This is a genomic window from Lishizhenia sp. (assembly GCF_033720595.1).
GTDB lineage: Bacteria > Bacteroidota > Bacteroidia > Flavobacteriales_D > Crocinitomicaceae > Lishizhenia.
Genome location: NZ_JAWWCF010000005.1, coordinates 1 through 13,952, shown reverse-complemented (window position 1 = coordinate 13,952; position 13,952 = coordinate 1). Strand labels below are relative to the sequence as shown.

10 protein-coding genes are annotated in these 13,952 nt (G+C 38.5%); all 10 read right to left on the bottom strand.

What is annotated here, in order from left to right; translation table 11 throughout:
- Nucleotides 1-123: 123 nt before the first annotated feature.
- The 10 genes from infB to R3333_RS00800 all read right to left on the bottom strand — a co-directional run bounded on the left by infB (nucleotide 124) and on the right by R3333_RS00800 (nucleotide 13,818).
- Nucleotides 124-3,015, bottom strand: coding sequence for a translation initiation factor IF-2 (gene infB, locus R3333_RS00845; RefSeq protein ID WP_318956680.1), 2,892 nt, complete (start codon nucleotides 3,013-3,015; stop codon nucleotides 124-126).
- Between the two features lie 112 nt (nucleotides 3,016-3,127).
- The gene (nusA, locus tag R3333_RS00840) at nucleotides 3,128-4,363 is read right to left on the bottom strand and encodes a transcription termination factor NusA (protein ID WP_318956679.1); all 1,236 of its coding nucleotides are present in this window, start codon (nucleotides 4,361-4,363) and stop codon (nucleotides 3,128-3,130) included.
- A 7-nt stretch (nucleotides 4,364-4,370) separates the two neighbouring features.
- Nucleotides 4,371-4,850 carry a ribosome assembly cofactor RimP gene (rimP, locus tag R3333_RS00835; protein WP_318956678.1) on the bottom strand — a complete coding sequence of 160 codons (480 nt, stop codon included), beginning with the start codon at nucleotides 4,848-4,850 and terminating at the stop codon, nucleotides 4,371-4,373.
- A 133-nt stretch (nucleotides 4,851-4,983) separates the two neighbouring features.
- On the bottom strand, nucleotides 4,984-5,733 hold the full coding sequence (locus R3333_RS00830) for a cyclase family protein (protein ID WP_318956677.1): 750 nt from the start codon (nucleotides 5,731-5,733) through the stop codon (nucleotides 4,984-4,986).
- A gap of 148 nt (nucleotides 5,734-5,881) precedes the next feature.
- On the bottom strand, nucleotides 5,882-6,676 hold the full coding sequence (locus R3333_RS00825) for a M48 family metalloprotease (protein ID WP_318956676.1): 795 nt from the start codon (nucleotides 6,674-6,676) through the stop codon (nucleotides 5,882-5,884).
- 10 nt (nucleotides 6,677-6,686) lie between these two features.
- A complete protein-coding gene (locus tag R3333_RS00820) occupies nucleotides 6,687-7,289 on the bottom strand; it encodes a hypothetical protein (protein ID WP_318956675.1) in 603 nt (200 codons plus the stop codon).
- A gap of 47 nt (nucleotides 7,290-7,336) precedes the next feature.
- Nucleotides 7,337-8,788 (bottom strand): RNA polymerase factor sigma-54, encoded by a 1,452-nt coding sequence (rpoN, locus tag R3333_RS00815; protein ID WP_318956674.1) that lies wholly within the window; start codon nucleotides 8,786-8,788, stop codon nucleotides 7,337-7,339.
- A 58-nt stretch (nucleotides 8,789-8,846) separates the two neighbouring features.
- Entirely contained in the window at nucleotides 8,847-10,298 is a 1,452-nt protein-coding gene (gene asnS, locus R3333_RS00810) for an asparagine--tRNA ligase (protein WP_318956673.1), read from the bottom strand.
- Nucleotides 10,299-10,864: 566 nt separating this feature from the next.
- Nucleotides 10,865-11,563, bottom strand: coding sequence for a copper homeostasis protein CutC (locus R3333_RS00805; protein ID WP_318956672.1), 699 nt, complete (start codon nucleotides 11,561-11,563; stop codon nucleotides 10,865-10,867).
- Nucleotides 11,554-13,818 carry a beta-N-acetylhexosaminidase gene (locus tag R3333_RS00800; RefSeq protein ID WP_318956671.1) on the bottom strand — a complete coding sequence of 755 codons (2,265 nt, stop codon included), beginning with the start codon at nucleotides 13,816-13,818 and terminating at the stop codon, nucleotides 11,554-11,556. The genes R3333_RS00805 and R3333_RS00800 overlap by 10 nt, the downstream gene beginning before the upstream one ends.
- Between the last annotated feature and the right edge of the window lie 134 nt (nucleotides 13,819-13,952).

Here is a 13,952-nt window from a genome sequence, read left to right as displayed (position 1 = left end):
TAACGAAGTTAATGTTCTAATTTTCTTTAATAGAGTGTCTACCTTGTAGTGTAAAAGTCGTTTATTAAAGGTACAAAAAAAGGGATTGTACGAATACAATCCCTTTCAATTATAATGTTGTGATTACAGCTTTCTAGCTACCTCAACTTCTTCGTAAGCTTCAACAATGTCACCAACTTTAATATCGTTGTATTTCTCAATGTTCAATCCACATTCGTAGTTGTTTTTCACTTCTTTCACATCGTCTTTGAAACGTTTCAATGATCCAAGAGCACCTGTGTAGATTACAATACCATCTCTAATGATACGGATGTTAGAGTTACGCTTGATGACACCATCTAATACGTAACATCCGGCAATTGTACCCACTTTCGTAATCTTGAATGTTTCTCTTACCTCTGCAGAACCTGTAATCTCCTCTTTAATATCTGGAGATAACATTCCTTCCATGGCTTGTTTCAATTCATCGATTGCCTTGTAGATTACAGAGTAAAGTCTGATATCTATTTGTTCTGCCTCTGCCAACTTACGCGCTGATGCTTGAGGACGAACTTGGAAACCAATAATGATAGCATCTGATGCACTCGCTAAGTTAACGTCGGCTTCAGTAATGGCACCAACCGCTTTGTGAACGATGTTTACCTGAATTTCTTCCGTTGATAACTTCAATAATGAGTCAGAAAGTGCTTCGATAGATCCATCAACGTCACCTTTAACAATAACGTTTAATTCCTTAAAGTCACCGATAGCCAAACGTCTACCAATTTCATCCAAGGTGATGTGTTTCTGCGTACGCAATCCTTGTTCTCTGTATAACTGCTCTCTTTTCGTAGCAATAGAACGCGCTTCTCTTTCATCGTCCATCACGTGGAACTTATCACCTGCTGATGGAGCTCCATTGATACCTAAGATAGATACCGGAGTAGATGGACCAGCTTCTTTAAGCTCTTGTCCTTTTTCGTTATGCATTGCTCGAACTCTACCAGAGTGACGACCTGCTAAGATCACATCTCCTATACGCAAAGTACCCGCTTCTACTAACATGTTCGTGATGTAACCTTTTCCTTTATCAAGAGAAGATTCAATTACTGTACCTGTAGCGTTTTTATTTGGGTTCGCTTTTAATTCTAATAATTCGGCTTCTAAGATTACTTTTTCAAGTAATTCTTCGATGTTCTGACCTTTCTTAGCAGAGATTTCTTGAGCCTGGTATTTACCACCCCAATCTTCTACCAAGATATTCATTTGAGATAATTGCTCACGAATCTTATCTGCGTTAGCACCTGGTTTGTCAATCTTGTTGATTGCAAATACCATTGGTACTCCAGCTGCTTGTGCGTGAGAAATCGCCTCTTTTGTTTGTGGCATCACGTCATCATCTGCTGCAACAATAATAATTGCAACGTCGGTAACTTGAGCACCACGCGCACGCATCGCTGTAAAGGCTTCGTGACCTGGTGTATCTAAGAAAGTTAATTTCTTACCATCTGGACGAACTACTGAGTAGGCACCAATGTGCTGTGTAATTCCTCCGGCTTCACCTTCTACGATGTTTGCATTTCTAATGTAATCCAGTAAAGATGTCTTACCGTGGTCAACGTGACCCATTACTGTAATAATTGGAGGTCTATCTTCTAAGTCTTCTTCGTTGTCTTCTACCGTAGGGATTGCATCCTGTACTTCGGCAGAAACGAATTCAACTTCGTAACCAAATTCAGAGGCAACAATAGAAATTGTTTCTGCGTCCAAACGTTGGTTAATAGATGCGAAGATACCGAGTGACATACAAGCAGAGATTACCTGCGTTGATTGTACATCCATCATTGAAGCTAATTCAGAAACCGTTACGAATTCTGTCAACTTCAAGATACCTTTTTCCATTTCTGCTGCCATTTCTTCCATCTCTCTCTTTTGAGCGATAGAGTCTCTTTTAGCACGACGGTTTTTAGCACCTTTTGATTTACCACCTCCAGAAAGACGAGCAAGGGTTTCCTTGATTTCTTTTTGGATATCTTTTTCGGTAACTTGTGGTTTTTCAACCTTTTTCTTACCTCTTCCTTTCTTGTTGGCGTTAGCACCACCCGGTTTACGCTTATCGTTCGGGTTTTTAGAAGCTTGTTTGTTTACATCAACCTTCTTAATACGCTTACGCTTACGTTTGTTATCTGAGTTAGAAGTTTTCTTTTTCTCAACAGGAAGTTCAATTTTCCCTACAACTGTTGGTCCTGATAACTTCTTACGTTCAACCTTGATCGTTTCAACTGCCTCTTTTTCCTTCGGTTTGTTCTCTTTTGGAGTTTCCTTCGGAGTGTCAGCTTTTGTTGGTGTAGACTTCGCTACAGGTTTTGGAGCTGGCTTAGAAGTTTCTTTTTTCGGAGTTGGAGTAGATTGAGACTCTTCCTTCTTGTTTGAAGGTTTCTTCTCTCCCTTTTTCTTTTTATCTGGTCTTGTTTTGGTATTGATAGATCCTAAATCTATTTTACCCAAAACTTGGACTTTCATATCTCCACCACCTAAAGTTTTAGAATCTTCTTTAGTGATCTGAGGACTTTTGTCTTCTTCTTTTTTTGCTTCTTCCGCAGCTGGCTCCTCTTCTTTCTTCACCTCTTTTACTTCCTCAGTTTTGACAACTTCCTTTTCGGCCGGAGCAGGAGTTTCTTCCACTTTAGGAGTTTCAGGAGTGTTCTGTTCTTCAGATTTCACCTTAGCAATAGTTTCGTGGACATCAACGTTGTCCTCTTCATCTTTTTGCTCTTTTGCTTCAGGTTTTGTGTTTGAAGCAAGTGTAATTGTTTCACGCTTTTCGCGTTTTAAAGCAGTTTTATTCGCTGCTTCTTTCAATGATTGGTCTGCAGCAAATTGCTCACTCAGCTTATCGAAATGCTCAGGGCTAATTTTAGTGTTGGGATTTGAATCAATCTCCACACCTTGAGTACCCAAGAAATCTACGATGGTAGAAATCCCGACGTTTAACTCTCTTGCTACTTTACTTAATCTTTTTACTTTACCGGCCATATAAAAAGTCCTTCTTGTATTTTTTTTATTACGTAGATAAACTACGAATTAATTCCCGTTTTTGTTACGGTTTATTCATTTTTCTGATGACAAAGTTAGAAGTGTTTCCTATCTATTCAAACTCTGATTCCAATATTTTGAAAACTTCTTTGATAGTTTCTTCCTCTAAATCTGTACGACTCACTAATTCTTCAACACTTAGCTCAAGAACTGACTTGGCGCTATCGCAACCAATTTCTTTCAATTCATCAATGATCCAAGAGTCGATTTCATCTGCAAACTCTTCTAAGTCTACATCTTCTATATCTTCAGCTCCTTCTCTGTATACGTCAATTTCGTATCCAGTTAAGCGACCTGCTAATTTAATGTTATGTCCACCTCTACCGATAGCCAATGAAACTTGGTCTGGCTTCAAGTAAACGTCAGCTCTCATTTCTTCATCGTTTAATTCGATGTTAGAAATTTTTGCTGGAGACAATGCTCTTTGGATGTATAATTGAGGGTTCGTTGTGTAGTTAATAACGTCAATGTTTTCGTTTCTTAACTCTCTCACGATACCGTGAATACGAGATCCCTTCATACCCACACATGCTCCAACAGGGTCAATTCTGTCGTCGTAAGACTCAACAGCAACTTTCGCTCTTTCACCTGGTGCACGCTCAATGTTCTTAATTGTAATCAATCCGTCGAATACTTCAGGAACTTCCAATTCGAACAAACGCTCTAAGAATTCTGGAGCAGTTCTAGAAAGGATAATAACTGGACTTGAGTTACGCATGTCCACTTTCGCAACAACTGCTCTCAACGTCTCACCTTTCTTGAAGTAGTCAGATGGAATTTGTTCTGATTTTGGTAATAACAATTCGTTACCTTCATCATCCAATACCAAGATCTCTTTTTTCCATACTTGGTAAACCTCTCCAGTAACGATTTCTCCGATTCTGTCTTTGTAAACCTTGTATAAGTGATCTTTTTCTAATTCTAAAATTCTAGAAATCAAGTTCTGACGTAAAGATAAGATGTTTCTTCTTCCGAAATCCATGAATTTCATTTCTTCAGAAACTTCTTCACCTACTTCAAAGTCAGGCTCAATCTTAACAGCTTCAGAGTAAGCGATTTCTATGTTTTCATCTTCAACCTCTCCATCTGGAACAATCTCTTTGTTTACCCAAATTTCGAAGTCACCTTTATCGATATTGATAATTACGTCACAGTGCTCGTCTGTTCCGAATTTTTTCTTCAACATCGTTCTAAACACGTCCTCAAGAACGTGCATCATTGTTTGTCTATCTATATTCTTGAATTCCTTGAATTCAGAAAATGATTCAATCAAATTTAAGCTATCCATTTTGCTTCTATTTAAATGAAATTACAATTTTTGTTTCCTTTATATCCGCGTATTGTAAAGCGTGTTCCTCTACAATCGTTTCTTTTTTCTTTCTTCCTTCTATGCGTTCTTTGCGCGTAGTTTCTACAATGATTCCGTTGTCGTCAGCTGCTTTTAATAGACCTTCTAACTTTCCGTTTTCATCGTTGAGTTTTACTTTAACTTCTCGACCAATATTTTTGATGTATTGAGGAACCATTTTTAAAGGTTGATCCAAACCTGGCGAAGAAACGCTCAATTCAAAATCTTGCTCCTCTCTGTCTAAGTTGTGCTCAATGTTACGCGAAACTGAAATGCAATCGTTGATTGCTACACTTCCTTCAGCACAGTCTATTAAAACATTAATTTGATTAGAAGAACTAATCTTAATGTCCACAATAAACAATCCCTTGTCTAGTTCAGCAATACGCTCTTCTGCGAGCTCTCTTACAATTTTTTCACTAATCATATCGATACAAAAAGAGGGGACTTTCGTCCCCTCGTTCTACAAATTTTCAATAAAACTTATGCAAATATAGTCATTTTATTTTAATCTAATAACTTATTGAGTTTCAGATTTCTTTTTTTCTCAAACATCTACTTTATTCAAAGGCATAAAGAACAGGTCTACTAGGAGATGCGTCATTGTCAAAAGGAGCAACCTGAAGGTTGAGTATGTATTCTCCGTCAGTGATGTGATTATCAACATAAATCATTTCCGTAATGGTACGTTCGTGATTTGGATTTTCCGGAACATTCCAGAACTTGTGGTGAAAAGCCAATGCTCCACCATCGCTCTCCCTATCTACACTCGGTAAGTCAAGTAAGAAGTGTTTTACTCCTAATTCATCAAACAAGTCAACAATACTTTTGTCTAAATATGGAGGGTTGGTACTTGAGTAGTTTTGGTGTTTTTTTTCTTCTGTATTCGGAAGTGTACGCAAAACTACTGCGTCTATTTGTTCAGTACCCAGGGCGTTTTTCATATCGTCATATTGAACAACATGGTCAATATCATCGCCATTTTGGATCTCCTTTGGTGTTATAGAAATGACTTTTGCCTTGAAGAAAAATTCCTTCAGGCGTTCATTTACAGAATAAATTTCTTGGGTAATATGACCTAAACATTCGGTATGAGTGCCGTGTCCGTGTGGGTTAAAATAGATGTCCCTAAAGTTCACAGCGCCACCTTGTGCCACTTCTCCAACCCAACCATTTTCCATAACAGGTTCAAAACGCGGAGGCTTTACATACCATGCTCTAGGATTTTCTTCACTGTTGGTTAAGGTTATAGAGATGTCAAGACCTTTTGAAAGGTCTATAGTTTTACCATTTTCAAGGGTAACGCGCATGAGTTTTTTAGTTTAGGCGGGCAAGATAATCAAGATTTAAGAATTCAACAATTGAAAGGTTCAAGAATTCAATGAATTTGGAAGTTTAATGAAAATAAAAAATCCCGATGAAAAGTTATTCATCGGGATTCAAATAAGGTGTATTATACTAAGGCAATGTGCTTAACATGCGCTGATATTCAGTTTTGTAATCTTTATCACCTGTGCAACCTAGGGTTGTTTTCGTGTTGTGGAATTCTTCAATACGATTAGCTGGCGATGGGTGAGTGCTTAAAAATTCAGGTGTTCCACCTGCTCCTTCTTCTTGTAACTTCTCAAAGAAAGAAGCTCCACCGGCTGCATTATAATCTGTTGGACATAAGTACTTCACAGATGCTTCATCAGCCTCTGTTTCGTGTGAACGAGAAAACTTTAAACCAATTAACCCTGCAGTGATTTGCTTAATAGCATCTCTGTTACCCGCTACAACATCTAATAAAAATTGAACACCGTATAGTTTGGTCATTTGACGGGTAGAGTGTCGTAAATCTGCGTGACCTATTTCGTGTCCCATTACACCTGCTAATTGATCTTCAGCATCGAGATATTTCATAAGTCCAGTGTATACATAGATGTAACCACCTGGAGTACAAAATGCGTTTAAGGTATTGTCATCGTGTATAATACGTAATCTCCAACCAAAATCATCCTTGTGTTGTACCGCTCCAGAGTTTAAGATTTTATCTCTCATCTCATATAAGTATTGATATGCTTTTGGATGAGAAGCACTATCTAAAACTGGATATTCTGCTGGGTTTGCATCTATTTCTGCAGCTACCTGAGCTCCTAATTCTTTGTCTTGATCTATGGTGAATAAATTGAATCCACCACCACTGCTACCACATGCCGATAGCGTTAAAGCCACTGTAGAAATGGCAATAGTATTTTTAATGAAACGCTTCATAGTCGAAATTTTATACTTGTGAATATAGGAAAATAGTCAATAGTTGCACAAAAAATCCAAGACCGTATCCGAGTCCAATTTGTTTTAGTGTGTGTTTGTTGAGTATTAGTCGTGATGTAGTTGTTATTATCCCCATGAGGATAACGAAATAAACGATATTCATTTCGAAGTACGACTGTGATTGAAAGTATGCAATAATGAATCCGAGTAAAGATCCTACCCCCATTGCGTGTAAACTAATCTTGGTCCAGCGGGTAATGATCAAGCACATCACAGCGCTTAAAAATCCTCCTAAACTTGTTGCGATTAGAACTTCGGGAATATTTCCTTGCTGTTGATACATTAGAAAACCATACATCAAAAAGAAATAAAAGGCTGTAATGGCAATAGGGTACTTGCGTTCTTCCTTGTCTTCTAACCCCAGTGAACTCACCGTTTTATTCAAGCGCAACATCAGAAGTGAAAGTCCGGGAGCGAGAATAGTAAATATGGTAAACAAACTTAAAAAGCTTGTTTTAATTTCTGGGTTAAGATAAAAGAGGGAGTAGCGTGCATAGAAATTCTCAGGCACACTGGGTATGTAAAGCGTTAGCAGCAATCCATACAACGGCATGAAGAGCGGTAGAAATATAATTGATGCGACTTTGGATAGAAATTTCACTAGAGTTCTTTTCTTAATCGTGCAACTGGAATATTTAATTGTTCTCTATATTTTGCCACGGTTCTTCGAGCGATGTTATAACCTTTATCCTTGAGGAGTTGAGCTAATTTTTCGTCGGTCAAAGGTTTACGCTTGTTCTCATTATTTACCGCATCAGATAAAATACTTTTTACTTCACGCGTAGAGACTTCCTCTCCAGAATCTGTAGATAAGCTCTCTGAGAAGAAGTACTTCAATAGCTTCACACCATAAGGTGTTTGTACATATTTAGAATTGGCAACACGAGAAATCGTAGAAATATCAAGGTTTACGATTTCTGCAATATCCTTCAAAATCATAGGTTTGAGCTCTGTTTCATCCCCTGTTAAGAAGTATTGATATTGGTAATTCATGATGGCGTGCATCGTAGAATATAGTGTGTTTTGTCTCTGTTTTATGGCATCAATAAACCATTTGGCTGAGTCTAACTTCTGTTTTACGAAAGTAACAGCTTCTTTGTCAGACTTGCTCAATTTTGCTCCTTCTGAAATGTTACGCAACATTTTCTCGTAGCTTCTACTCACTTTCAAATCTGGAGCATTTCTACCGTGTAGGGCTAATTCAAGTTTACCGTCCTGTTCTGTAATAATGAAATCAGGGGTTACTTGTTCTAAAGATTTCGATGAACTTTTTAATGAACCTCCCGGTTTAGGGTTGAGGCGTATGATTTCATCTATCGCCGCCTTGAGGTCATCGTCGTTAATCTCAAGTTTCTTTAATATTTTCTTGTAGTGCTTCTTGGTGAATTCTTCAAAATGGTCTTCCAAAATTTTCTTGGCCGTGTATCTTGTGATATCTCCATTCTGACGCCTATTGATTTGTAGTAATAAACATTCTTGCAAATCTCTGGCACCAACACCTGCTGGGTCTAAATCTTGAATTACCTCCAGTAACTTTTCAAGTTCCTCTTCAGTGGTCATGATATTTTGAGAAAAAGCCAAATCATCTACGATGGCTTCTAAATCTCTTTCTAAATATCCTGCATCATCAAGGTTTCCAATAAGGGTTTCGGCGATCATGTAATCGTCGTCACTTAAATTGCGGAGGTGTAATTGTTCTTTGAGTCGTTCTTGAAACGAAGACCCAGAAGACAAGGGAACGGATGTTTCATCGTCATCCTTTCCCTTGTTGGATGTTTTAGTTTTGTACGAAGGCTCATCGTCTGACAAATAATCGTTGATATCGAAATCATTATCGTCGTTGTTGTTGTCGTCGTACTCTGTATCTTGTTCGTTAGAAAAATCGTCTTCTACTTCTTCTTTACCTTCTTCGAGCGCTGGATTCTCCTCAATTTCTTGCTTAATTCTTGCGTCGAGTTCCATGGTCGGAACCTGCAACAATTTCATCAATTGAATTTGCTGCGGCGATAAACGCTGTTCAAGCTTTTGTGATAGGGATTGTTTTAATGCCATGCTCTAATATTCTGAAGTAAAATTTACGTTTTTTCTCCGAAATAATTCTGCTTTTCTTTTAAAATTCTGCGTTCTGCGGAGTTCTTGGGAAAGGAATTACGTCTCTAATGTTGCTCATACCTGTTACGAACATCACCATCCTCTCAAATCCTAGGCCAAAACCTGCGTGAGGAACCGTTCCGAACTTACGCGTATCTAAATACCACCATACGTGCTCTTCTGGAATATCGAAATCAGCACATTTTTGTTTCAATACATCGAGTCTTTCTTCACGCTGAGATCCTCCTACGATTTCTCCAATTCCTGGGAATAAAACGTCCATTGCAGCAACGGTTTGCTTTCCTTCTTCACATCCGTCGTTGTTACGCATGTAGAAGGCTTTGAATGATGCTGGGTAATCTGTGATGATTACTGGCTTTTTAAATTCTTTCTCCACTAAGAAACGCTCGTGTTCCGACTGTAAGTCAGTACCCCATTCTACCTCGTACTTGAATTTCTTTTTCTTGTACGGCTTAGAGTTACGTAAAATTTCAATAGCTCTTGTATATGTGATGCGCTCGAAATCGTTGTTGGCAACAAATTCTAAACGCTCTTTTAATCCCATTTCATTTCTCTCAGCAGCAGGTTTCATTTTGTCAGCATCAGCTTCACGCTTCGCTAAGAAATCTAAATCGTCTGCACAGTTTGTTAACACGTAGTTACAAATGTGCTTTAAGAAATCTTCTGTAAGATCCATGTTGTCGTTCAAATCATTAAACGCAACCTCTGGTTCTACCATCCAGAATTCTGCTAAGTGACGAGATGTGTTTGAGTTTTCAGCTCTAAATGTAGGTCCGAAAGTATACACTTGACCTAAAGCTGTAGCTCCTAATTCTGCTTCTAACTGACCAGATACGGTTAAGTTCACTGGTTTTCCAAAGAAATCTTCTGTGTAATCAACTTCACCTGCTTCATTTAATGGAGTATTGTTGGGTTCGAAAGTCGTTACCTTAAACATTTCACCTGCACCTTCTGCATCAGATCCAGTGATGATAGGTGTGTGTAAGTAGTAAAATCCTTCTTTGTTGAAGTAAGAATGGATGGCAAAAGAAACCGCGTGACGGATTCTGAAAACTGCACCAAATGTATTCGTTCTAAAACGTAAATGTGCCTGTTCTCTCAAGAACTCTAAAGAGTGTTTTTTAGGTTGCATTACCGTTTTTTGAACCTCGTCTGGGTTTGCTTCACCTAAAACTTCTACCTCCTTTACTTGAATTTCAACCGCTTGTCCAGCTCCTTGAGACTCAACCAAAGTACCTGTAATTGCTACAGAGGCACCTGTAGTAACACGCTTTAAAATTGCCTCGTCGAAATTTTCGAAATCTACAACAGCTTGGATATTATTGATTGTTGATCCATCATTCACTTGGATAAAGCGATTACTTCTAAATGCTCTTACCCATCCCTTGATCAATACCTCAGCGTTCACCTCTGGAGCGCTCAACAATGTTGCGATTTTCGTACGTTTCATTCTTCTTGTATTTATAGAAAGACAAAAATAAGAAGTCTATTGATATGGCAACAAAAAATCAGTATGGAGTTTGAGTAAAGCGCGATGCAATCGCGCACTAGCTGGTGGATGGAGAATGGAGTGCAAGGTGCGATACAATCGCGCACTAGTGATGTGTTAAAAATTCTTCCACTTATGCAATATACGGTTTGTGCTTTTCTTGATAATACGTAAGGAGAAGATTGCTCTGGTTATTCCGTAAATGGGGATGGCTAGAACGAAAGCACTTGTCATTTGTGAATGATTGTTGATTATACTAAATCTAGTATTGAATAATAAAAGTGAAACAAAAAGAAGTAAAAAAACAAGTGAGGTAAAAAAGAGCCGTTTTGCTTTCTTTTTTTGTTTTGGATAAGATGACAATAATTCAGCATCAAATGCAAATTGATCTAAAAGTACGTGGATAGTATCCTCGTTTTTCCCCATCGATTGGAGCTTATCTCGGTAATAGGACCTGTTGATACTTCCTTTTTTATGAGCTTCCAAGTAGTTGTTGAATAGTTGGTACATGGTGTTGTATTAATTATCTACTCTTGAATTTTCGCTAGTATAGCTTTCATTTTTTGAGGAGAAGTTTCTAAATAATTCATGGAGTACATGTTATTGCTCTCATCTTTCACCCAATCCGTGGCACTGAAGTGAACAGCGTTGGGCTGTATGTAGTCGCAAAGTTCTTTTACATTCTCTGCGTTGATGCCTCCACCTATCATCACTTCAATTTCAGGTTGAGAATTCATTAGCAGGCTCAGTTGCGCTTTGCCTTCTTCAACATTTTTGCCTCCCCCAGAGGTTAATACCCTGTGAAAACCACAGTTGATAATGGATTGCATGTCTTCCATGTAGTTTTGACTACTATCTATGGCCCTGTGAAAGGTACACGCTAATCCGTCGGCAGCTTCGAGTAAATGAAGATTTTTGTTGAGGTCGAACCTATCATCATCATCCATAACACCGAAAACTACTCCTTTTGCACCCAAACTTTTGGCCAATAATATATCTTGTTGCATCACCATTATTTCATCCATAGAATAGTTGAAATTCCCGACGCGTGGCCGAATTAAAACATGACATTCTGCATGAACATTTTCTACCGTTGCGGCAATAGCTCCAGGAGAAGGGGTAGTTCCACCTTGTTCCAGATTAGCACATAATTCCACCCTTTTGAATGGAAGACCATTGCTTTTTAAAGCTGAACTATAACTGGCTGCGCACAATTCTATTTCCATGTTATTTTTATTTCGTCGATGAATGTCCAAGGATTTTGACCCGCTCCTTCATTACCCGCGGGGATTTTATCCTTTGGTATCACTACAAGTTTAATATATCTATAGGAGTTGTAAAGTTGAACATGGGTAATTTCTTCTGTCACCTTAGGGGAATTAATGGTATGGTAATTTACCTTGTCATTACTGCCCAGTACACTAACTTTTTCTGGTAAATAGATCCAGCTCCCTTCTGCTTTTAAACAACTCAATTGTAGGTTGTACACCTCTCGTTCTTCTTGTAAATCGAAAATAGCAGTTATGGTATCACCGCTGTAGCCTAACCAATCGGAGCCGTTCCAAGGTCTTCGACCGTATACACCATTTACTAAAGTAAAACTTCCACCGTTGTTAAATTTTGGGTGGGGTTGAGTAAGACTATCTATGGTGCATCCTGTACTTTGGCTTAAATAAATGGTAATTTCTTTCTCTCTGTCTTCCATACCTTCCGCATAAGTGGAGAGGTAAATGGTGTCTTCTATTTTGTATTCTGGTAAAGTTAGTTTGAAGTTTGTTTTACTACTTGTGCTAATGTTTCTAAAATTGGTAATGGTGGGGAGTAAAGGGTTTTGATTCACTACGGAAACATTCAAACTTCCCATGCTGTCAGATTTTAAAATAAAGTTGGCATCTGCAATGGCTTTTGAATAATGGATGCCTTGACTTTCCAAGTAGGGAAGTTGATGGTCTATGATTTTATCTAAAAACTCCGTATAACTCGGAGCCCTTTTATTCCATAATTTTTCGCTTAAAGCCAAGGCTCTTGGATAGGTCATATACATCAATTGATCAAAGTCTGGAATGTATTCAGTCCATAAGTTAGCCTGACCCCCTAGGATGTATTGGTGATAGCTGGAGTCTAAAGAAGGTGGAATGGGGGAGAATTGATAGACTTTCTCCAAAGGTAAATACCCGCCGATAGCCAAAGGTTCATTCGGATTATCAGATTGGTAGTAATCGAAATAACAGTAGGTAGTGGGCGACATCACTACAGGGTGTTTTGCTTGAGCGGCTTTAATACCTCCTTGCATCCCACGCCAACTCATTACTGCGCAGTCATCGGGTAATCCACTTTCTATAATTTCATCCCAACCTATGAGAGTTTTATTGTGTTTTTTAAGGTGTTGATTGATCTCTTTAAGGATGTATCCCTGAACTTCATGTTCATTGTGTAAGTGGTGTTTTTTGATTGTTTTTTGACAGTGTTTACACCCTTCTCGTTGTATGCTAGGCGCTTCATCTCCCCCTATATGGAAATAAGAAGAGGGGAAAAGCGGAGCTACTTCATCAATTATATCTTTTAGAAAATTGAGGGTTTGTTTTTTAGAACAAAAGACTTCGTTAAAGATACCCCAGGTTGAAGCTACAGGTAATTCTTCCTGCGAACAGCCTAGTTTGGGGTATGCAGCTAAGGCCGCACGCGCATGACCGGGCATTTCTATTTCCGGTATTACCTCTATGTGCAACTTGGTAGCATAACTTACAATGTCTTTCACTTCTTCTTGCGTGTAAAAACCTCCGTACCTTTGATGTTCGTATCCTTTCTCGAATTCGTTAAAATGTCCAATTTTAGTGCTATCTCTATAAGCACCTATACCTGTTAATGCTGGGTATTTTTTAATGGCTATTCGCCATCCCTGATCATCTGTTAAATGCCAATGAAATTTATTGAATTTGTAATGTGCCATAGTGGCCAAAAAATCTTTGATTTCATCTGTGCTAAAGAAATGTCTACTACAATCAAGATGTAACCCACGCCAGCTATAGTCAGGATAATCATAAATGTGTGCTTTTGGAAGTAGTATTTCATGCTCATCATTCATTTGTATAAGTTGTAGTAAACTTTGAAAGCCCGTAAAGGCAGCCGCTTCGCTGTCATAGTACAGATGAATTTCTCCCTGTTTTATTTCTAATGTGTAGCTGTCTTTATCCGCTGTTTCTTTGTAGTAATTAGCATGTAAAAAGAAATTGGGGCGGATGAGGATAGAGGCATTCACGTCCGTTGTGAAGCTATTTACCTTCACCTTCTGCGTGTTGGTGTTTAAGCTTTCTATTAATTGAAGTTGAGAAGGGTTTTCTACCGTAAAAAATACCTTACCAAAATTGAATATCTCAGTAGAAACTACGGTGCTTATTTTAGGTGCTGGCAGTAGCTTACTAGGTTGGGCAAAGCTTACCAGTGTAAGAAGGGTGAAGAGGGTCGTTAACAGTTTTCTCATGCCTTAAAAATAAGATTTAATTGTGTCTTTCCCCCTCTTTAAAATCGGGGGTCGCGCTATACATTCTACGCTTCAGTATAAAGTTAGCAACACCAGCACCTTTCATTGGGCTTCTATTGTCGCCCATAAAAGTT